Consider the following 18,429-nt stretch of genomic DNA (forward strand, 5'->3'; position numbering starts at 1 on the left):
ATTTAATGGTTGATGGGGCACCTTCACCCCATCAATCTGATACCACCCTCAGATGGTTGATAGATCGACTCCGTAGTTGAGTTCCTCTGCGAAGTCCGGCAGTCCGTAACCGATGGTTTTCTTGTAGAAAGGAGAGACCTTCGCAGTCGGTGCCTTCTTCTTGTGCTTCGTGGTGTAGAGCATTCGTGCCCGCATCACCTCGAAGGAGTAACCGCGCCCTTCACGGTTCTTGTCCTTGGCCAGTCGGTTGATGGACTCCGTGTAAGCGTTGGTGACGGGCATGTCCGTCTCGAAGTAGGTCATGGTCTCTTCGCGCCAGTTTCCCACTGCCCTGACCAGATCGCTCCAGACTTCCTTTTGGCCCTTCGGGATGGTGGCTATCCACTCGTCCAGGGCGGCTTCTGCCTGGAGCCGTGTGGTGGCGTCCCAGATGCCGTAGAAGCGCTCCTTGTGCTCGTAGGCGGCCAGCAGTTGCGGGAACGCGCCTGTCCAGGTCTCCATGATGAGGCGCTCCCGGTCTGAGACTTCGTGAGCGCGTTTCAGCAGGATTTTCCGGTCTCCCTTGAGAGTCCGGCTCTGGGACGGTTTCAGCTCCTTTCTGAGGCCCTTGCGCACTCTCTCTAGGGCATCGTTGGCCATGCGCACCACATGGAACTTATCGACCACGATACGGGCCTGGGGCAGCACAGCCTTGACCGCTGCCCGGTAGGGGTTCCACATGTCCATGCTGACGATCTCGACCTTCTGCCGGTCTTTCAGCTTCATCAGGTCGTTGGTCACCACGTCCTGGCGGCGGGTGGCCAGCAGGTCGAGCAGGGTTCGCTCCTCAATGTTGGTCAGAATGCAGCGGTAGCGCTTGTTCAGGTATAGCTCGTCAATGCCCAGGATGCGGGGCGTCTCGAAGCGGTGCCAGCGCCCCAGGAACTCGGCGCGGGCGTTGAAGATGTCGCGCACCGTCTTCTCGTCCAGGCCGGTCTGTGCCGCCACAAAGGTGTAGGGGTGGTTGAAGGATTCCTTCTCCACGTACTCATGCAGCCGCAGTGTCATACGGAATCCGTCCACCATCTCCGGTAGCTGGGGCCTGAATGTTGTCTTGCAGGCCCGGCAGGTGTATCGGCGGCGGACCACCCAGAGAGTGACCCGCTTGCCGTGGATGGGCAGATCACGATAGGGAACGTCACGCTTGCCGAACCGCACGAACTCACCCTGCACGCCGCACCCCTCGCAGGCTACTGGTGTAGGTGCTTCAAGCCGAAAATGTATGTCTTCATTCTGCTCATCAGAATCCACCAACTGGTACCCAGGAAGGCTTAACGAATTAATCATCTCCCGCCTTGATCAGAAAAACAGGTAGGTGGCGTAACCGGCAATCATCGCCATAGCAAAAATGACTGCTAAAAACGCCGCTAAAAGCTTCAGCGTGAACAAAGAGCGCAACAGAATGAGCTCAGTCAGGCTGGCTCCGGCACTGCCGATGATCAACGCTAGCACCGTCCCGGCACCCACGCCTTTGGCCATCAGAGCCGCTGCCAGAGGTATGACGGCTTCAGCGCGAATATACAACGGCACGCCGATGACAGCGGCAACTGGAATGGCAAAGGGATTATCTGGGCCTGCATACTGCTCCAATAAGTCAGTGGGCATGAAACCATAGATCACGCTGCCAATCGCAATACCGATGAGCAGGTAAGGCAACACATCGATAAAGTCCGACCAAGCTTCCCGCCACACACCACTGTACTTCCCTTCTTTCTTAACCGTGACAGTGGGTTGACTGTCACAGCATTCGCTAGACGTAGAGACTGTTGTCTTCCTATCAGCCCCGCAAGAAGCCGTCTTCGGAGTGGTGTCGCAGCTGTTGGTGCCGCAACTCGATGCGGTCGATGTAGCACTGCACGGGCTTGCTGATGAACTACATCCACTGCTCTCTTGTGTCGCCGTCCGGCGCACATAACGCTCGAAGCCAAGCGTGTGAAGCAGCCATCCGGCACCTACCGCGACCACCAAAGCGGCGAGCACATAGATAGCAGTAAGTGTCCATCCAAACGTGGCAACCAGCAGGCCGACGACGATAGGATTCAGCAACGGAGATGAGAAAAGAAACACCATCATCGGCCCAAAACCGGCCCGTGCCCGAATCAACCCTTTCAACATGGGGATAGTCGAGCAACTACAGAAGGGCGTTATAGCTCCTAAACCAGCAGCAAGAAAATAGCCTCGCTTCCCACTGGAAGTCAGTAACGCTTCCACCTTGGATGGTGGGATGTGACGTTGAAGAACTCCGACCAGCAAGCTAATGCCAATGAATAAAACCGATAGCACGATAGCGAGAAAGGCGAACATGCCTAGAGCGTCTTGGAGTTGAGATGACATTCAATATTACTCCTATATTTCTAGTATTGTCGAAATGATGTACGCAGCCTACTTGCGTTTATCCGACCTGTCAACTATAATTCTAGAAACATCGAATTATTGGGGCGTGCTATGGATCACGAAAAGGTTGCAGCCAGCTTAGCTGAGCTAGGGAATAGTCACCGACTGTCCGTGTTCCGCTTTCTGGTCAAAGCTGGCCATGATGGGGCTTCGGCCGGAGATATCCAGAAGGGGCTGGGTATTCCTGCTTCGACGCTATCACATCACCTTGCGCGCATGGCCAAGGTAGGGCTGATCCGGCAGGAGAAACATAGCCGCACGATTGTCTGTATACCCGAGTATGGGCACCTAGAGAATTTGATCGGTTTCTTACAAGAGGAATGTTGTGCAGGTGTCCGGATTGCGCATGAACCAGAACCGCTTTGACGCTTGCCCAGCTCTCGCTGTCCTCCCTAGTCAGCATCGCTATGAAGACTCAGGCGAAGGTGGAAACAGAAAATTGGCAGTAGAGTAGGCTGAAGAGGATCAATCAGATAATCCGCTGAGAAAGATTTTCTTCTTTACATCTTTGGCATTTTATCAACCAGAAATTCCGGATACCCCTGAAATACAGGGCATTGGCTACGATAGCCTGGCCGCGGCGCTGAATAACCAACTGACCGTTAGCGTATTGCTGGCGCTGATGATCGGCAAACTGCTGATCACGGCCCTGACCGTGGCGGGCGGGGTGCCGATCGGTATCATCGGCCCCGTGCTGGTGTCGGGCGCAGCCACCGGCGCACTGGCAGGCATGCTGGGTGGCTGGCTATGGCCCGACAAGGCGGCAGATCCCGGGATTTATGCCATGCTGGGGATGGCCGCCATGATGGGCGCTGTGCTGCAGGCTCCGCTGGCGGCCTTGATGGCACTGCTGGAGTTGACCCACACTCCCCACATGATGTTGCCTGGCATGCTGGCGGTGGTGGTGGCTTGCCTGACCTCGCGACAGTTGACGGGCTGTGAAGGGTTTTTCGTCAGTTCGGTGCGGTATGGCATGCACCCCTTGCAGCAGCCGTTGATGCAGGCGCTTTCCAGAGTGTCGGTGCCGGCGGTCATGGAACGCTCTCTGGTGCGTACCGAGCGCATGATCACCCTCGAGCAGGCCCGTCAGCGGCTGGAGACCAACCCTACCTGGCTGGTGATCGAACGATCCAGCGACGACAAGCCGGTATTGGGCTTGAAAGCGGCAGAGCTGGCCCGCTGGTTGCTGGAGCATGACGAAGCCTTGAAAGAGGGAGCCGCGCAAGAGGAAGAGTTGATCGACCTGCTGGAAATTCCCGGGCAGCGGCTGGAAATGGCCCCCATCGGTTTGCAGGCCACCCTGTCGGAAGCCTTCCTCAAGCTGCAGGACAATACGCTGGATGCGCTCTACGTGATTCATGGCTACCGGCCAAAGCAGCAGCGAATTTCAGGTATCATTACTCGCGGCGCCATCGAGCGCTATTACCACTATACCGATACACGTCATTCTGACCCCCGTGACCCCACTGTTTCGCAATGAGCGCACCTATTAAGGAGAGACCATGTACGAGTGGATAAAGGCCATTCACCTGATGGCCGTTGTGACCTGGTTTGCTGCACTGTTCTATCTGCCACGGCTATACGTGTACCACGCGATGGCGCGCGACAAGGGGGATGTCCAGGCCATCGACTACTTCAAGACCATGGAGCGCAAGCTTTATCGCGGCATCATGACGCCTTCCATGATCGTCGTGCTGCTGTTTGGCGGCTGGCTGCTTTACCTGGTACCTGCCTGGTTCACTCAGGGCTGGATGCACGTGAAGCTGACGCTGGTGGTATTGCTGGTGGCCTATCACCACGTATGTCTGATCTATTTGAAGCAGTTGGCCCAGGATCGCTGCACCAAGAGCCACGTGTTCTTCCGCTGGTTCAATGAGGCCCCTGTCGTGGCCCTGATCGCCATCATTCTTCTGGCGGTAGTGAAACCCTTTTGATGCGCCAACCACTTCCTCCCGTTGTACTGGTATTGGCAGGCCATGATCCTACCGGCGGCGCTGGACTGGTCGCCGATAGCGAAGCCATCGCCGCGTGTGGTGGCTGGGCAGTGACCATTCCCACCGCCCTGACCGTGCAGAACTGCCATAATGTCACCACGGTATTGCCAGCCGATGCAGCTGCCATGCGGCAAATGGCAGAAGCGCTGGTCGACATGCAGATTGCCGCCATCAAGCTAGGCTTGCTGGCGGACGAAGCAACCTTGCGTGCGGCCGAGCAGATCGTGCGGCGTTTTCCGGGTGTACCGGTGGTGGCAGACCCTGTCTTGAAAGCGGGCGGCGGCACTGAGTTATCCACACCCCGTTTGCAGAAGCTTTATAGTGACCGTCTGCTTCCCCTTGTGGATATCCTGACGCCCAACCGCCATGAACTGATCGCGCTCACGCCTGAGATCGACGCACCGTTCGATGATACGGCCCGCGCTGTTTCGTTGTTATCGCGCGGGTGCCAGGCGGTGCTGGTCACCGCCACGGATGAGCCTCTGCCCGGCAGCGGGCAGCAGGTGGTCAACACACTGCATTCGCCCGATACCACTCGCCAGTGGCAGTGGCCCAGACTGCCGGAAGTGTTTCACGGGTCCGGATGTACGTTGGCTTCCGCCCTGGCCGCTCGTTTGGCGGTAGGTGAGCGCTTACCTACGGCTTGCGAACAGGCACAGCACTTTACCTGGGAGAGTTTGTCACACGGCTATCAGCCGCCCAGCGGGCAGTGTTTGCCTCAACGTCTATCATGCCCTGCACGCTTTTGATTTTTATTGTCCGTCAGCTATTGCTATAGAGGATGCCATGACCACATCTGCAGAATTATTTGATCTGGCCAGTCGCCATATTCCCGGTGGCGTGAACTCGCCGGTGCGCGCCTTCAAAGGCTTGCATCGTCCCCCGGTGTTCATGGAGCGCGCCCAGGGGGCCTACCTGTTCGACGTCGAGGGCAATCGTTACATCGACTATATCGGTTCCTGGGGGCCGATGATTACCGGTCATGCCGACCAGGACGTGCTCGCCGCCGTGCGGGCGCGCCTGGATAATGGGCTCTCCTTTGGCACGCCTACGGCAGTAGAGACCACCATGGCGGACCTGATCTGCGAGATGATTCCGTCCATGGAGATGGTCCGCATGACCAGTTCCGGTACCGAGGCGACCATGTCAGCCATCCGGCTGGCGCGGGGCACCACGGGAAGAGACAAGATCGTCAAGTTCGAAGGCAACTACCATGGCCACTCTGATTCGTTGCTGGTCAAGGCGGGCTCTGGCGCGCTGACCCACGGTGAGCCCAGCTCGCCCGGTGTGCCTGCCGCGCTTGCCGAGCACACCATCACGCTCTCTTATAATGACCCGGAAGGCGTGGAAGCGTGCTTTGCCGAGATCGGCGAGCAAATTGCCTGCATCATCGTCGAGCCGGTGGCGGGCAATATGAACTGCATTCCACCCCAGCCTGGTTTCCTGGAAACCCTGCGCCACGTCTGTAACGAGTACGGTAGTATTCTGATTTTTGATGAAGTGATGACCGGATTCCGGGTTGCCCTTGGTGGTGCCCAGGCCTACTACGGTGTCACGCCGGATTTGACCTGCTTGGGTAAGATCGTTGGTGGCGGTATGCCGGTGGGCGCATTTGGCGGCAAGCGCGACATCATGCAGAACATCTCTCCGCTGGGGCCGGTATATCAGGCGGGCACGCTGTCGGGGAACCCGCTGGCCATGGCTGCCGGGGTGGCGCTGCTGACCAAGCTGCAGGTACCGGGCTTCCACGATGCGCTGAGTCAGCGCGTGCAAACGCTGTGTAACGGCCTGCAAGAGCGTGCCAATGCGGCGCGGGTACCGATGATGACCCAATCCGCAGGCGGCATGTTCGGCGTGTTCTTCACCTCGCAGTCCCGTGTGGATAACTTTGCCCAAGCCACGGCGTGTAATCCCGATGCCTTCCGCCGCTTCTTTGGCGCAATGCTGGATCATGGTGTTTATCTCGCACCTTCCGCTTATGAAGCTGGCTTTATGTCTAGCGCACACACGCCCGAGGATATCCAGCTCACGCTGGATGCCGCGGAAAAAGCCTTTGCGGTTATGTAACATCAAGTAAAGCGCCTGCTACACTTTAAGAGCCGCTCCTACCGAGCGGCTCTGTAGTTAGTGAGGTAAGCACATTATGAAACGACAACCAGCTTGGCACTCTTCACGTTTTAACAACCTATTGTTAACCGCTGTTCTTACCCTTGGCCTACCGTTAACAGGGACGGCCGCACAGGAGCAAGATATGACTCAGATTCATATCACTATGGGCGGCACACCCGGCGCGGAATTCTCAGCCCAGTGGCGCATTACTCATGACGATGAAACCATTGAACACCCCGAAACACGCGGCACAGTGCCCGCTGAATTTACCTTTGAAGGCACCACATTAGAGGGGACGGTAAAACTACTCAGCGAAGATGATCGTTTAGAAGTCGATATTCTTAAAGGTAGTAACCGCTCGCGTTCTGCTACCCAAGGAAAAGGCAGCACGTTAACGGTAATGGTGCGTTAAATAAAAAACCGCCCCAAAGAGGGGCGGCTTGAGAGCATTGGTCAACCAAGAATTAGTACTGGATGGTAGAGGCTCGGTTGCCGCTGCCATTTTGAGTTACAGTAGCATTGGCGTTTACTGCACTTACCTGAGTAATGGTAGAGATGTTGTTCCACCCATCTGCTGGGCTATGAGTTTGGCTTACAGTAGCATTATGCATGCCGCTGCCAGTTTGCAGGATGAAGGACTCGTTAAACTCTGCCCCTGCAATACCAACGCCATCTTGGGTAACGGTAGCTGTTTTACCATCACCATTTTGGATAATGAAAGAAACGTCACCTTTACTGAACTGACCAACTAACGCAGTGTTACCAGTACCATTTTGGAAGATGTCAGACTCACCATCTGTACCTAGCTGGATCACTCCAGCAAAGTTATTGTCGCCATTTAACTGCGAGACATAAGAATCATTGTCCATTCCGCTCTGTCCAACTAAGGCGATATTGGTATCTCCCGTACCTGCTGCGCCCTGCAGAATGTAAGAGCTGTTGAACGAGCCATCATCAGCTAAAACTGCTAAGTTGCTGCTGCCTGCTTGTTTGATATGACTAATACCGTCATTTCCCACTTGAACCGCTAAGGCTTGGTTGGTATCCCATTGCTGGCGAATATAGCTTTGGTTAGCTGAGCCAAGCTGAATGGCAACGGCGTCGTTATTATCCGCACCACCGTCTACGACCCCTTGATGCACAATAGATTTGTGACCAACACCCACTTGGGTGACACTAGCACCGTTGGCATCGCCACCGAACTGATCAACGCGAGATTGGTTTTCGTTGCCGACCTGAACAACGTTGGCAACACCGCCAGTGCTAAGATCCTGAGTAATATCGGAACGGTTAAGCGTACCATCTTGTATTACATCAGCTTTCAAAGCATCGCCTGTACCGCTTTGGTTTTGTGTGATGTTGGATTCGTTTTGATCTCCACCACCCTGTAACACACTGGCCGAGTTGCCTGTGGTGCCAGTCGCAGTTTGGGTGATAGTACTGTCGTTGTCACCTACTGCTGCCGTACTGCCAGGCATATTATCAAGGCCATTTGGACCAGTCTGGAAGTTGGTAAAAGCAGGATCTGGTTGGAAAGCCGTTGGAAAACCTGCAGTGTCCCAAGCATCAGTATCGATAGGTGTATTATCGTTATCAACGCCATAACCGCCCCCTTGTCCGCCACCAGCGCTGGTATAGGTTAGGTTATTGGTAGAGACAATTGTTGTTGCCATGGCCATGCTGCTGGAAAGTGCTAGAGCGGCAGCAATTGCGGTTAGTTGCAGTTTCATGGTGTTTCCCCTTTGTTTCGATCAACTTGCTTTGGTGGTGAACTGAGAAGCCAGGTGCGACTCAGTTGATATCGATAGTGACCGGTCGTGAAGTGCCCGAGTAGTTTTGTTGGTGGACATTTACATCGCGTAGGCCACTGCCCGATTGTGAAATCATTAAGCTGCTGTTGAAGCCAATTTGGATGGCATTCAACGCAACACCAACACTGTTTCCTTCTTGAGTAGCCGTAACGCTATGGTTACGGCCTTGCTGAACAATCACGCCAATATTGTTACCGTTGTGCTGGGTCAAACTGGCCTGATTGTCGTATCCGGATTGTTTGATGTAGGCAAAGTTTTTAAATTGGTAATTCGCTGAACGAGATTGAACGACGCTCGCGCTGTTATTGATGCCTTGCTGTTGAATGATACTCACATTACCTTTTAAATGGCTAACACCTTGAGACTCTACGTATTGCGTGACTCTAGACATGCTGCCAACGAATTGGTCATTTGCTGAAGCGTCTAGGTTTAAGCTGGTTAGTAAGACACCCATCACCAATGCCGTACAGGAAGCTACGGATCCTGTCTTTTGGAGGGCTGGCAATTGGTTGAACGGTTTCATTGGGTGTTCCTTTTGAAACGTTATGTGTCTTTTTGTTTCCTGTATTGAGTTTGGACGATTTCAAAGAAGGCGCTATCGGAAATTTTTCTAGTCATTAACTTATAAAGTTGGTGTTTATTATTTTAATAGACACTATTATTTTGATCGGTTTTGATGAGATTTCTAATACTAATAACTATAAATTTAAAAGCATAAGAGTTGTAAATAAAAAGCCGCTTGAAAAAGCGGCTAAAATCAATAGGGGGAATGCATACTCAAAGCATAGGTATAGGTTCATTGAGGTAGTCGCCTAGAACCGTTTCTTGCAGATTGGTCCCTGGTGATAGGTTCCAAAGACGGTTTTCTACCCCACGGGCAATCAAGTGAATCACTGCAGATTCGATAGCGGACATTACCGCTAACTGCACGGGCTCATTCGTGGTGATACCCGCTTCTGCTTCTAGCAAACGCCTAAAGTCGATGAAGCGATACACGCCAGCTCTGAGCTCTTTAGAGTAAATGGTTTTGGTGGTAGTGACGTTGGCAAGTATTTCACCGGTGGATATTTCTACCGCGCGCAAATTCACCGTGACTTGATCGACTTGATACTGACCCGATGCGCCGATACCAAAGTACTCCGCCCCCGCACCTCCCGTGCGGACATTGGATTCATAAGCGATAATGCCGCCTTCGAGCATCACCGAGGCAGCACGAAGTGAAGGCAAGGTATCGGGCTGGCCAAAACGCTCGAATTCAGCGCGAATGATGCGTCGTTCGGTCAACAGGTTCTGTAATCCCACCCTTTCTAAAGGTATGAACCAGCCTGAATCAGCCAGCGCACCTGTAAGCATGGCGGCGGCCCCTTGGGTGACAGCGGTTGAAAAAGTGCTGGCTGGGGCGGGTCGATATTGTCCGGTTTGATCTCTAAAGTCATACACGGAGACGAATATTTTTCCCGCAGGAGGCGGTAAAGAGACCAAGTCTTGATAAGTGGCGCCCCTCGGCGTTAACGTTGCCTGGGCTCCTTCTAAATTTTCCGACGTGGCTACCATTCCAGCGCACCCGCTGAGTAGCCCAGCAATGACGATCGAGGCAATTATTTTCATGGTGTTCCCCTGAATACCTTAAGCCGTACTTTGTTGTAACGTGTACTTTTGATCATTAAGGGTTGAATAAACCGCCTACGCTAATTTCAGTCACGTCGCCGGTTATTTTATCGACGACACGAACCACTAACTGTCCGCTACTATCACTGACGACAACGCCAAACTCGTCGCTATCAAAACTACCTTCACTCACTTCCCCCCGACTCACATCAGAGATCAGCTGTGATATCAATCGGCTCTCCAGGTTTTGTAGCAAACGTTGAGTAGATGAAAGTGATTGCAAACTTCGTGTATTAGGATCCGAATTCGTATCTTGTGCTTGAGCTTTGCCTAGCAAATAGCTTCCAACAAAGGGGTCGCCGCCAAAAGAGGGGTTGAGTGGTCGGTAAATCAGCTCTCCTGCCTCTGAGCCGTGGGGGATTGACAGCATGAAAATTGCTGATGCTGCACTAATATTTCTTATGATCTTCATCAGAATAACTCCTCTTTTCCCAGGTCTTTATCTGACGTCAGGGCGGCCGATAATTGTTGTTGAAGTAGCGCTTCTTCCACGATATTTACAGCTTCTCCGGCAACACGGTCCGCTTCGTTGATTCGGGGAGAGAGCTGTGTTCGGAAATACATGCGGTTGCCTTCCATGACCCAGATCTGGCTTCCCCACCGAGCATCTGGGCGCTCTTGAATGGTCAGGGTGGCGTTGCCGATGATCAGGTTATCCATCGCCCGCTGACTGAAGGCGCGATAGAACGTTTTTCCGGCCATGGTGATCGTTCGGTCTACCATGATGCCGGTCAGCTCACTGCCCCTGTTCACTTGGCCTTGAACTTCCGGGCCATCTGGGCTCGACAGCTGATTGATGGCCTCTATTTCCTCTTGCTCATTGACGGGCAAGGTGCTGGCGGGGTTTGCAGGTTCATTGGCGTGACTGTAAAGCCCTGATCCTGAGCTCAGCAGTACCGTCATGATCAAGAAATGACGAAGGTTCATGGCGTTTACCCCTGTGCCTAGCGATGCCGTTGCAGGCTTCGCGCGGCCTCCATGTTGGGGAGGATGGGGCCCAGGTTCTGGTGGATCCAGTTGAGCGCCTGAATACGATTGTGTACGTTGATTTTTCTGAAGATATTGTAAAGATGTGACTTCACCGTGTGCTCACTGACGAACAGCTTGTCGGCAATTTGCTGGTTGGACGACCCATTGCTCAGCAGTGAAATGATCTCCATCTCTCGATTGGTCAGGCCACAAGCTGGGCGAAAGGCGTTGCTCTGATACTTGCGGTAAAAAAGGATAAGCCGCGCCATCAAGTCGCGTGACATCCACAACTCCCCCTCCAGCAATGAGAGGATGCCCTTGCAGATCACTTCCAGGCTTTCATCTCGGTAAAAAACGCCTTTCAAATGAGCGCAGGAGAGTGCTTCCAAGGCGTGATCCATATCTCGCACATTGAAGGCTGCCAGCGGTGATTTCGCGAGCGAATCCGACAGTTTGTCCTGCCATTCTGGCAGTGCATCCACGCCGATATGGTCGCTGTCGATGAGTATCAGCAGTCGATCGGTGATCGTGGCAGGCAGTTGAGCAGCAGGTGAGTGAACGCTCACACTACAACCTGTGTGCTCATGCAGGTAATCAGCAAATAGCTGTGCTTGAGGGCTTTTTTCGGTGACGATGTACACCAAGCCGGGGGTCTTTTGCTGGGACATTGGGGGAGCCTCATTCAAGGAGAACATCAGCAGGCGACCCTAACAGTGTTGCCTATAAGATAATTTTCGTAAAGAAATGTTATCAAAATAATGAGTAAAGTAATTTTCATATCGTTATTCTTTTTTTTATCTAAAAGCCAAGTTGTTGATTTATATTCTATAAATGAGTCATCTTCGAACGATTGGGCGGTAACGATAAAAATACGCTGGGTACACATTCCATGTGCTTTAGCTGTGTTTCTGTTCAGCGTAAACTGAGGCTCCCTGTTTGGAGGTTTCGATATGTCGACGGGTACGACGCTTGTCCTGGCCAGTGGAAACGCAGGAAAACTTAAAGAGTTCAATCAGTTACTTTCCCCGCTTGGGCTCGATGTAAGAGCACAGGCAGAGTTTGGCGTGCAAGACGTGGAAGAAACTGGACTGACCTTCGTTGAAAATGCGCTGTTAAAAGCTCGTGAAGCCAGCCGAGTCAGCGGGTTACCTGCCCTGGCAGACGATTCGGGGCTGGAGGTGGATGCACTGCAAGGAGCACCGGGTATCTATTCTGCGCGTTATGCCGGTGAGCCGAAGAGTGACGAACGCAACAATCAGAAACTGCTGGCGGCGCTTGCCGACTGTGCGGAAGGCCAGCGCAGTGGCCGCTACTGGTGTGTGCTGGTCTATTTGCGTCATGCCGAAGACCCTGTCCCCGTCATTGTACAGCGCAGCTGGGAAGGCGAAATTCTGGCGCATCCCCGTGGGGATGGTGGGTTTGGTTACGATCCTCTGTTCTGGTTACCGGATCAAGGCATGAGCGTGGCTGAGCTGGCGTCAGAGTCCAAGAACCGGTTGAGCCACCGCGGGCGTGCGCTGCACGATCTCGTGGATATCCTGAAGGTGGCGCATGGCTGAGGCACTGCCGCCCCTGTCGCTGTACATCCACACCCCGTGGTGTGTTCGCAAGTGCCCTTATTGCGATTTCAACTCTCACGAGCCAGGCGCCCAGGGGCTCCCTGAAGAGGCGTATCTGGCTGCGCTATTGGCTGATCTGGAGCACGATCTTCCACTGGCAGCCGAACGTCCTCTGCAAACGATCTTCATTGGCGGCGGGACGCCTAGCCTGCTCTCGCCGGACTTCTATCAGCGGCTGTTTCAGGGTATTCAGCAGCGTTTGGCGTTTGCACCAACCATCGAGATCACTCTGGAAGCCAATCCAGGTACGACCGAACAGCAGCGTTTCGTAGGTTACCGAGAGGCGGGTATCAACCGGCTGTCGCTGGGGGTACAGAGTTTTCGTCCGGTGCAGCTAGAGGCCCTGGGGCGGATCCATAGTGGGCAAGAGGCATTGACGGCCGTGGGGCAGGCCCGGTCGGCGGGCTTCGATAATATCAACATCGACTTGATGCATGGGCTTCCCCAACAAACGCCCGAACAGGCCATGGAAGACATCGACCAGGCCTTGGCACTGTCGCCAGAGCATCTCTCCTGGTACCAGCTGACCCTGGAACCCAATACGGCTTTCTTTTCACACCCTCCATCGTTACCGGAAGAGGAAGCGCTGTGGGACATCCAGGAGGCGGGGCATGTGCGCCTTGAACGGGCAGGGCTGCAGCGTTATGAAATATCGGCCTATGCGCGCCTCGGCTTACAAAGCCAGCACAATCTGAACTATTGGCGCTTCGGCGACTATCTGGGCATTGGAGCGGGTGCCCACGGCAAGTTGACGTGTATCGACGAGAATGGCCAATGGCAGATCGAACGCCGCTGGAAAACCCGCCAGCCTCATTCTTATTTGAGGCGTCTCGACGATCCACGTGGTTTCGTGGCCGGCAAACAGCCGATCGAAGCCGATGAGCTGCCGCTGGAATTTGCCATGAATGCACTGCGATTGACGGAAGGGGCAGGCCTGAAGACATGGCAAGCGCATACGGGTCAGCCTGTTGAACTGTTACTTGACCGTTTACAAATCGCTCACGAAAAAGGACTTTTGGTGGAAATGCCCGAAAAGCTGCGTGCTTCTCCTCAAGGTCTATTATTCTTGAACGAACTGCTGGCACTGATCAGTGATGAGTGAGCAGTGATAACAAAGGCAAAACCTAATCGTAAAAGGAGTGAGTGATGCGTATGTTCCGACTACTGACCCCGTTGGCGGCGGCTATTCTGGTGGCGGGCTGTGCCACCACCGACCCTTATGGTGGCCAAACACAACGCTCCAGTACAGCGGTGGGTACGGGCATTGGGGCAGCCATTGGTGCCGCAGCGGGTGCCTTGTCTGGTGATGGAAGCACTAGCCGTCGTGACCGAGCGTTGATCGGGGCAGCGGTTGGCGCTGCCGCCGGTGCTGGGGTCGGCGCCTACATGGACCGCCAGGAACAGCAGCTGCGCGAAAACCTGCAGGGGTCTCGTATCGAGATCGACCGTCGCGGCGACGACATCGTCTTGAACATGCCCAGCAGCGTGACCTTTGGTTTCGACTCTGCTGACCTGACCAGCGACGCACGCAGTGCACTCAATGAAGTCGCCAATGTGTTGACCCAGTACACGGATACCCGCGTCAACATTGCTGGGCACACCGACAGCACGGGCAACGCGGATTACAACCAGCGGCTTTCCGAGCGCCGTGCCGAATCGGTAGGTCGTTACCTGAGCCAGAATGGCGTTTCCTCCATGCGTCTGAACACCTTGGGCTACGGTGCTACCCGGCCGGTTGCCAGCAATGACTCCGAACAGGGGCGTGCACAAAACCGTCGTGTCGAAATCACGCTGACGCCGACAGGCAATGGCCAATAAGCCGTAAAAACTCTGCATTGCTCTAGAACGCCCGCTATGCTCCCATAGCGGGCGTTCTGTTTATATAGGCATCCTCATGCTGTCATACCAACACGCCTACCATGCCGGTAACTTCGCCGATGTTCAGAAGCATCTGACGCTCTATGCCGTCATCGATCATTTGTTACGTAAAAAATCAGCAATTACATATGTGGATACCCATGCGGGCAGAGGCTTCTATCCGCTGGCTACCGAAGAGACACAGCGGTTGCTGGAGTATCGCGAGGGAGTTTTACCGCTCTGGCAGGTTCGGCAGCAGTTGGCAGATCCGCTGCTTGGCGCCTGGCTCGAGGCTGTGGCCAGTGCCCAACCAGACGCTGATACACTGTCCTGCTATCCGGGTTCTCCCTGGTGGCTCGCCCAGCGTCTGCGCTCGGAGGATCGGCTGACGCTGTTCGAACTGCACCCCGGTGAGCACGAACATCTCGCCAGCCAGTCGCTGCCCAAGCGGGCGACGCGTATCTTCGGCGATGGGTTGGTCGGCCTGCGCCATCAGGTACCGGCATCGACCCCCAGGGTGTGTGTGTTGATGGATCCCAGCTACGAGCGCAAGATCGAGTACCACGAAGTGGTGGAGAGCACGGCCTACGTGCTTGAGAAAGCCAGGCATGCCGTGGTGATGATCTGGTATCCGTTATTACCTGCCGAACACCATCAAGCGCTGCTGGCAGGCCTGCGTGACAGCGGAATTCGCAAGATCTGGCAAAGCGAACTGTTACTACGTTCCCCTGAAGCGGGTGCCCGCGGCATGTACGGAAGCGGCATGCTGGTCGTCAACCCCCCCTGGGGGCTGGAGGAGCGTCTGATCAATGCCATGGCTCAGGTAACGCCAAAGCTAAGCGTTCACAGCCGCTTCCGAACGTCCTGGTTGGTCCCGGAGTAAAGGTGGAGGAGTAGTCGAGTCTACTTGCCAATACAGAATATATAAAATCGTTTAAAAACAATGGATTGTAAATTTTCGGAGCACAATCGGAGTGCAGAAATTTGCGAAAAAAGTGTAACTATTGGCAAATTTCCTCTTCATCGGCTCCTGACGACCCATTTTAAACTGGGATAAGTGAGAAACTGGGAGCCTTGTATACGCTTTTATCTCTATTAAATCAGCGCCTTGAGATCGCTATTTCAGCCCCTTCTGCCAAACAAAATTATAGTAACATCGTTTTCTAAACGGATCCGTTCTCATTTTGAACGGACTTGACGCACAACGTTGTTGTGCATAAAATGACTAAAAAGCGATCAGGTAACTATGGCGGTTGAATTCAGGGATATATGGCTGGAGGCTTTCTACGACGAAGACCAAAGCCACAAGAAAATACCCAGCACTATTGAAGGCGCTCTGTTCAGAAAAATTCAGATTCTGGATGCCGCAACGCAGGAGTCAGACTTGAGGATTCCACCGGGTAACCATTTTGAACATCTGCAAGGAAACCTTTCTGGATGGTGTTCCATCCGGGTAAACAAACAGTATCGCCTGATCTTTCGCTGGGTAGATGGCACCGCCCAAGATACATATCTAGACCCGCATGTTTACAAGGGCTAGAGGAGGTTATGGTAATGAGGAATACAAAACGTCGACCAGTGACTGTTGGCGAAATGCTCGTCACCGAGTTTCTGGAGCCGATGAACATAGAAATCAGTGAACTTGCCGAAGCAATGGGTGTGCACAGAAATACACTCAGCCGGATTGCGCATGACAAAGGCACGCTGACAGCACCCATGGCCATCAAACTCGCAGCGGCTTTGGGGAATACGCCGGAGTTCTGGCTGAATATTCAGCACGCGGTTGAGTTATGGGATGTTCGTCATCGTGCCTATGAACAAGAAGCTAAGAACGTGAGACGCGTAAAGCCCCACGAGTTACCTCTGAAGCAGGCCTGAAGCACATTTCGTTTCAGCCATGTTTCTCCTTTCTTTGGAAAGTTTACAGTAGCCGTGTTTGCGGCTCGGATTGGGCAAACTGGTATCCCATCGCCTTGTAACCTTTCTCGCGCTTTCGGAACTCCCACTGTCAGGATTGATGTCGTGTCCCTTGTTACACTCTCTTAAATATTCAGGGGCGTTTGGAGATCTGTATGCCTCGCTATTCCGATGAGCGACGTCAGGCCGTTGTGGCCAAGCTGTTACCGCCCTACAACCAGAGCGTCGAAGACGTTGCCCGCGAGGAAGGCATTTCCTCAGCCACTGTTTATAAATGGCGCAAAGAAGCGCGTGCTGAAGGGCGCTGCCTGCCCGATGCCAGTGACCAAGGCGCAGAAGGCTGGTCGTCCCGAGACAAGTTTGCAGCGGTGGTTGAGACCGCAGCGATGAACACCGAAGACGTTGCTGCCTATTGTCGTCAACGGGGACTGTATCCCGAGCAGCTGCAACGCTGGCGGTGTTTTTCAAGATAGTTGTCACTGTTTTCATGCTATGCTGCTTGCTGCATAGTCGGCTCTTTTTCCGGGTTCAGTGTCGTCGGCCCAACAGGCTCACAGTTTCTCACGGAGCGTTGACCCCAGCGTGATGGTGCGCTTTGCCTGGCTTTCTCCAGTACCCGTCTGCGCTGCTCCAGCAGCACAGCGTCTTCGCCATTGTGGCGTTGCTCCGGTGTCACGAAGCGCAGTTTGCTGTGACGGTGCTCAGTGTTATACCAGCGAACGAACCGGTCTACCCATAGCCGGGCTTCATCCAGCGATTTAAACCCACGGGAAGGCCAATGGGGGCGGTACTTCAGCACCCGGAACAACGACTCAGCGAAGGCGTTGTCGTTGCTCACACGTGGGCGACTGTATGAGGGCAGCACGCCCAACTCTTCCAGTTTCGCTTTCATGGTTTGCGCTTTCATTGGCGCACCGTTGTCCGAGTGCAGTACCAGCGGCTTGTGCAGGCACTGTTCTCGCAGCTGGCTACGTTGCAGAAGCTGGGCGGCATACTCGCCACTCTCGGCTTCATGAACCTCATAACCGACGATCTTGCGGCTGTAGAGATCTTCAAACATGTACAGGTAGTAGAACTGCCCGCGGACAACACTCGGGCAGTAGGTAATATCCCAGCACCAGACCTCGCAGGGGCCGCTAGCTTTGTGAGTTGTTGGCGCTGGGCTGCGTTTAGGTGCCAGTGACCGTCCGCGATGATGCAGTTGGCCTACCGCCTTGAGTACGCGGTAGAAGGTCGACTCCGACGCGACATACACACCCTTATCCAACAGGTCAGGTACGATCTGGCTTGGTGGCAGCTGGCTGTAGGCCGGACTATTGCACAGCTCGATAATCTGCTCCTGCTCCGCTATCGTCAGCTTGTTGGCTGGAGCCGTTCTAACGGCGGTGGGGCGCTTGTCGGTTTGCACAGCACCGTTGCGATACCAGCGACGGTAGGTGCGCAAACAGATACCGGCTTCAGCACAGGCCTTGACCAGACGGGCACCGTCACGGTTCGCTTGCTGGATCAGACTAACGATGATCTGGCGCTCCGGGTTTGAGGTCATTCGTCCTCGTTGCTGTCCTGATCCCAGAGCGCATTGAGCTTTTTTCTCAGCACCAATAAGGCAGCGGCTTCAGCCAGAGCTTTCTCCTTGTGCCGTAGCTCCCGGCGTAACTGCTTGATTTCCTGCTTGTCGCTACGGGCTTGCTGGCGGATGGCCTTTTCCTGTTCGGCACTGCGCTGGAAGCCCTGCAAGGACTCCGCTTTCCACTGCTTTACCTGGTCAGGGTACAGGCCCTTCTCCCGGCAATACTGGCTGAGCTCCGCCTCAGAAAAGGCTGCGGTTTCGATGACGGTTGCGAGCTTGGCTTCAGCTGACCATTGTTCTGATGTGGCTTTGCGACCGGGCACGGGACGTCCTTCTGATTTGGCTTTGTTGCGCCAAGTATAAAGGGTCGGCTCGGAGATGCCTTCCTGCCGGGCCAGCTCAGCCACAGTCATATTGTAGGGAGGCAAGAGCTTGCTCAGTACAGCTTCTTTGCGTTCTTCGGAATAACGGGCCACGATACT

The 18,429-nt window shown here is 54.3% G+C and carries 22 protein-coding genes; 13 read left to right on the forward strand and 9 right to left on the reverse strand.

Going from position 1 to position 18,429, the window contains the following annotated elements:
• Positions 1 to 48 precede the first annotated feature (48 nt).
• Together RVM26_RS15590 and RVM26_RS15595 are read right to left on the reverse strand one after the other, a co-directional pair.
• A complete protein-coding gene (locus RVM26_RS15590) occupies positions 49 to 1,326 on the reverse strand; it encodes an ISL3 family transposase (protein ID WP_498939587.1) in 1,278 nt (425 codons plus the stop codon).
• Positions 1,327 to 1,338: 12 nt separating this feature from the next.
• Positions 1,339 to 2,373: a permease gene (locus tag RVM26_RS15595; RefSeq protein WP_498939589.1), complete on the reverse strand. Its 1,035-nt coding sequence runs from the start codon at positions 2,371 to 2,373 to the stop codon at positions 1,339 to 1,341.
• 111 nt (positions 2,374 to 2,484) lie between these two features.
• On the opposite strand from RVM26_RS15595, the gene RVM26_RS15600 reads away from it, so the two are divergent.
• The 6 genes from RVM26_RS15600 (at position 2,485) to RVM26_RS15625 (ending at position 6,948) form a co-directional block, all read left to right on the forward strand.
• On the forward strand, positions 2,485 to 2,799 hold the full coding sequence (locus RVM26_RS15600; RefSeq protein ID WP_020742476.1) for an ArsR/SmtB family transcription factor: 315 nt from the start codon (positions 2,485 to 2,487) through the stop codon (positions 2,797 to 2,799).
• Between the two features lie 115 nt (positions 2,800 to 2,914).
• Complete coding sequence (locus tag RVM26_RS15605) at positions 2,915 to 3,913, forward strand: chloride channel protein (RefSeq protein WP_498941783.1); 999 nt, start codon at positions 2,915 to 2,917, stop codon at positions 3,911 to 3,913.
• A gap of 22 nt (positions 3,914 to 3,935) precedes the next feature.
• A complete protein-coding gene (gene hemJ, locus RVM26_RS15610) occupies positions 3,936 to 4,367 on the forward strand; it encodes a protoporphyrinogen oxidase HemJ (RefSeq protein ID WP_016915595.1) in 432 nt (143 codons plus the stop codon).
• Positions 4,367 to 5,176, forward strand: coding sequence for a bifunctional hydroxymethylpyrimidine kinase/phosphomethylpyrimidine kinase (gene thiD, locus RVM26_RS15615; RefSeq protein WP_463004594.1), 810 nt, complete (start codon positions 4,367 to 4,369; stop codon positions 5,174 to 5,176). The genes hemJ and thiD overlap by 1 nt, the downstream gene beginning before the upstream one ends.
• A gap of 37 nt (positions 5,177 to 5,213) precedes the next feature.
• On the forward strand, positions 5,214 to 6,494 hold the full coding sequence (gene hemL / locus RVM26_RS15620; protein WP_498939592.1) for a glutamate-1-semialdehyde 2,1-aminomutase: 1,281 nt from the start codon (positions 5,214 to 5,216) through the stop codon (positions 6,492 to 6,494).
• A 184-nt stretch (positions 6,495 to 6,678) separates the two neighbouring features.
• Positions 6,679 to 6,948 (forward strand): hypothetical protein, encoded by a 270-nt coding sequence (locus RVM26_RS15625; protein ID WP_287804595.1) that lies wholly within the window; start codon positions 6,679 to 6,681, stop codon positions 6,946 to 6,948.
• Positions 6,949 to 7,000: 52 nt separating this feature from the next.
• Here the strand turns inward: RVM26_RS15625 and RVM26_RS15630 are convergent, their stop codons facing one another.
• The 6 genes from RVM26_RS15630 to RVM26_RS15655 all read right to left on the reverse strand — a co-directional run bounded on the left by RVM26_RS15630 (position 7,001) and on the right by RVM26_RS15655 (position 11,652).
• Positions 7,001 to 8,266: a hypothetical protein gene (locus RVM26_RS15630; protein WP_498939594.1), complete on the reverse strand. Its 1,266-nt coding sequence runs from the start codon at positions 8,264 to 8,266 to the stop codon at positions 7,001 to 7,003.
• 61 nt (positions 8,267 to 8,327) lie between these two features.
• The gene (locus RVM26_RS15635; protein WP_287804591.1) at positions 8,328 to 8,870 is read right to left on the reverse strand and encodes a hypothetical protein; all 543 of its coding nucleotides are present in this window, start codon (positions 8,868 to 8,870) and stop codon (positions 8,328 to 8,330) included.
• 254 nt (positions 8,871 to 9,124) lie between these two features.
• Positions 9,125 to 9,955 (reverse strand): CsgG/HfaB family protein, encoded by an 831-nt coding sequence (locus RVM26_RS15640; RefSeq protein ID WP_062372266.1) that lies wholly within the window; start codon positions 9,953 to 9,955, stop codon positions 9,125 to 9,127.
• Between the two features lie 55 nt (positions 9,956 to 10,010).
• Entirely contained in the window at positions 10,011 to 10,427 is a 417-nt protein-coding gene (locus RVM26_RS15645) for a curli production assembly/transport component CsgF (RefSeq protein ID WP_498939596.1), read from the reverse strand.
• Positions 10,427 to 10,942, reverse strand: a complete 516-nt coding sequence (locus RVM26_RS15650; RefSeq protein WP_498939598.1) for a CsgE family curli-type amyloid fiber assembly protein — start codon at positions 10,940 to 10,942, stop codon at positions 10,427 to 10,429. The genes RVM26_RS15645 and RVM26_RS15650 overlap by 1 nt, the downstream gene beginning before the upstream one ends.
• A 17-nt stretch (positions 10,943 to 10,959) precedes the next feature.
• A complete protein-coding gene (locus tag RVM26_RS15655) occupies positions 10,960 to 11,652 on the reverse strand; it encodes a LuxR C-terminal-related transcriptional regulator (protein WP_039179084.1) in 693 nt (230 codons plus the stop codon).
• Positions 11,653 to 11,934: 282 nt separating this feature from the next.
• Here RVM26_RS15655 and rdgB point away from each other — a divergent pair, with 282 nt between their 5' ends.
• The 7 genes from rdgB (at position 11,935) to RVM26_RS15690 (ending at position 16,850) form a co-directional block, all read left to right on the forward strand.
• Positions 11,935 to 12,543, forward strand: a complete 609-nt coding sequence (rdgB, locus tag RVM26_RS15660; protein ID WP_287804581.1) for an RdgB/HAM1 family non-canonical purine NTP pyrophosphatase — start codon at positions 11,935 to 11,937, stop codon at positions 12,541 to 12,543.
• The gene (gene hemW / locus RVM26_RS15665) at positions 12,536 to 13,705 is read left to right on the forward strand and encodes a coproporphyrinogen-III oxidase family protein (RefSeq protein WP_498939600.1); all 1,170 of its coding nucleotides are present in this window, start codon (positions 12,536 to 12,538) and stop codon (positions 13,703 to 13,705) included. Before rdgB ends, hemW begins: the two co-directional genes overlap by 8 nt.
• A 44-nt stretch (positions 13,706 to 13,749) precedes the next feature.
• Complete coding sequence (locus tag RVM26_RS15670) at positions 13,750 to 14,421, forward strand: OmpA family protein (protein ID WP_287804578.1); 672 nt, start codon at positions 13,750 to 13,752, stop codon at positions 14,419 to 14,421.
• Between the two features lie 76 nt (positions 14,422 to 14,497).
• Complete coding sequence (locus tag RVM26_RS15675) at positions 14,498 to 15,343, forward strand: 23S rRNA (adenine(2030)-N(6))-methyltransferase RlmJ (protein WP_498939602.1); 846 nt, start codon at positions 14,498 to 14,500, stop codon at positions 15,341 to 15,343.
• 363 nt (positions 15,344 to 15,706) lie between these two features.
• Entirely contained in the window at positions 15,707 to 16,000 is a 294-nt protein-coding gene (locus tag RVM26_RS15680) for a type II toxin-antitoxin system RelE/ParE family toxin (RefSeq protein WP_287804575.1), read from the forward strand.
• Between the two features lie 14 nt (positions 16,001 to 16,014).
• Complete coding sequence (locus RVM26_RS15685) at positions 16,015 to 16,338, forward strand: HigA family addiction module antitoxin (RefSeq protein WP_081195053.1); 324 nt, start codon at positions 16,015 to 16,017, stop codon at positions 16,336 to 16,338.
• A gap of 194 nt (positions 16,339 to 16,532) precedes the next feature.
• Positions 16,533 to 16,850 (forward strand): transposase, encoded by a 318-nt coding sequence (locus RVM26_RS15690; protein ID WP_287804571.1) that lies wholly within the window; start codon positions 16,533 to 16,535, stop codon positions 16,848 to 16,850.
• A gap of 17 nt (positions 16,851 to 16,867) precedes the next feature.
• Here RVM26_RS15690 and RVM26_RS15695 read toward each other — a convergent pair.
• A protein-coding gene (locus tag RVM26_RS15695; protein WP_498939451.1) for an IS3 family transposase occupies positions 16,868 to 18,423 on the reverse strand; the annotation gives its coding sequence in 2 pieces (ribosomal slippage) (positions 16,868 to 17,961 and positions 17,961 to 18,423; 1,557 coding nt in all).
• Positions 18,424 to 18,429: the final 6 nt, after the last annotated feature.

The sequence above is a fragment of the Halomonas sp. KM072 genome (assembly GCF_050710315.1).
Lineage (GTDB): Bacteria > Pseudomonadota > Gammaproteobacteria > Pseudomonadales > Halomonadaceae > Vreelandella > Vreelandella hamiltonii.

What these genes read in the sequence shown, in the direction of transcription:
- RVM26_RS15590 (WP_498939587.1), bottom strand. Translation starts at nt 1,326, where the DNA reads ATGATTAATTCGTTAAGCCTTCCTGGGTACCAGTTGGTGGATTCTGAT.
- RVM26_RS15595 (WP_498939589.1), bottom strand. Translation starts at nt 2,373, where the DNA reads ATGTCATCTCAACTCCAAGACGCTCTAGGCATGTTCGCCTTTCTCGCT.
- RVM26_RS15600 (WP_020742476.1), top strand. Translation starts at nt 2,485, where the DNA reads ATGGATCACGAAAAGGTTGCAGCCAGCTTAGCTGAGCTAGGGAATAGT.
- hemJ (WP_016915595.1), top strand. Translation starts at nt 3,936, where the DNA reads ATGTACGAGTGGATAAAGGCCATTCACCTGATGGCCGTTGTGACCTGG.
- thiD (WP_463004594.1), top strand. Translation starts at nt 4,367, where the DNA reads ATGCGCCAACCACTTCCTCCCGTTGTACTGGTATTGGCAGGCCATGAT.
- hemL (WP_498939592.1), top strand. Translation starts at nt 5,214, where the DNA reads ATGACCACATCTGCAGAATTATTTGATCTGGCCAGTCGCCATATTCCC.
- RVM26_RS15625 (WP_287804595.1), top strand. Translation starts at nt 6,679, where the DNA reads ATGACTCAGATTCATATCACTATGGGCGGCACACCCGGCGCGGAATTC.
- RVM26_RS15630 (WP_498939594.1), bottom strand. Translation starts at nt 8,266, where the DNA reads ATGAAACTGCAACTAACCGCAATTGCTGCCGCTCTAGCACTTTCCAGC.
- RVM26_RS15635 (WP_287804591.1), bottom strand. Translation starts at nt 8,870, where the DNA reads ATGAAACCGTTCAACCAATTGCCAGCCCTCCAAAAGACAGGATCCGTA.
- RVM26_RS15640 (WP_062372266.1), bottom strand. Translation starts at nt 9,955, where the DNA reads ATGAAAATAATTGCCTCGATCGTCATTGCTGGGCTACTCAGCGGGTGC.
- RVM26_RS15645 (WP_498939596.1), bottom strand. Translation starts at nt 10,427, where the DNA reads ATGAAGATCATAAGAAATATTAGTGCAGCATCAGCAATTTTCATGCTG.
- RVM26_RS15650 (WP_498939598.1), bottom strand. Translation starts at nt 10,942, where the DNA reads ATGAACCTTCGTCATTTCTTGATCATGACGGTACTGCTGAGCTCAGGA.
- RVM26_RS15655 (WP_039179084.1), bottom strand. Translation starts at nt 11,652, where the DNA reads ATGTCCCAGCAAAAGACCCCCGGCTTGGTGTACATCGTCACCGAAAAA.
- rdgB (WP_287804581.1), top strand. Translation starts at nt 11,935, where the DNA reads ATGTCGACGGGTACGACGCTTGTCCTGGCCAGTGGAAACGCAGGAAAA.
- hemW (WP_498939600.1), top strand. Translation starts at nt 12,536, where the DNA reads ATGGCTGAGGCACTGCCGCCCCTGTCGCTGTACATCCACACCCCGTGG.
- RVM26_RS15670 (WP_287804578.1), top strand. Translation starts at nt 13,750, where the DNA reads ATGCGTATGTTCCGACTACTGACCCCGTTGGCGGCGGCTATTCTGGTG.
- RVM26_RS15675 (WP_498939602.1), top strand. Translation starts at nt 14,498, where the DNA reads ATGCTGTCATACCAACACGCCTACCATGCCGGTAACTTCGCCGATGTT.
- RVM26_RS15680 (WP_287804575.1), top strand. Translation starts at nt 15,707, where the DNA reads ATGGCGGTTGAATTCAGGGATATATGGCTGGAGGCTTTCTACGACGAA.
- RVM26_RS15685 (WP_081195053.1), top strand. Translation starts at nt 16,015, where the DNA reads ATGAGGAATACAAAACGTCGACCAGTGACTGTTGGCGAAATGCTCGTC.
- RVM26_RS15690 (WP_287804571.1), top strand. Translation starts at nt 16,533, where the DNA reads ATGCCTCGCTATTCCGATGAGCGACGTCAGGCCGTTGTGGCCAAGCTG.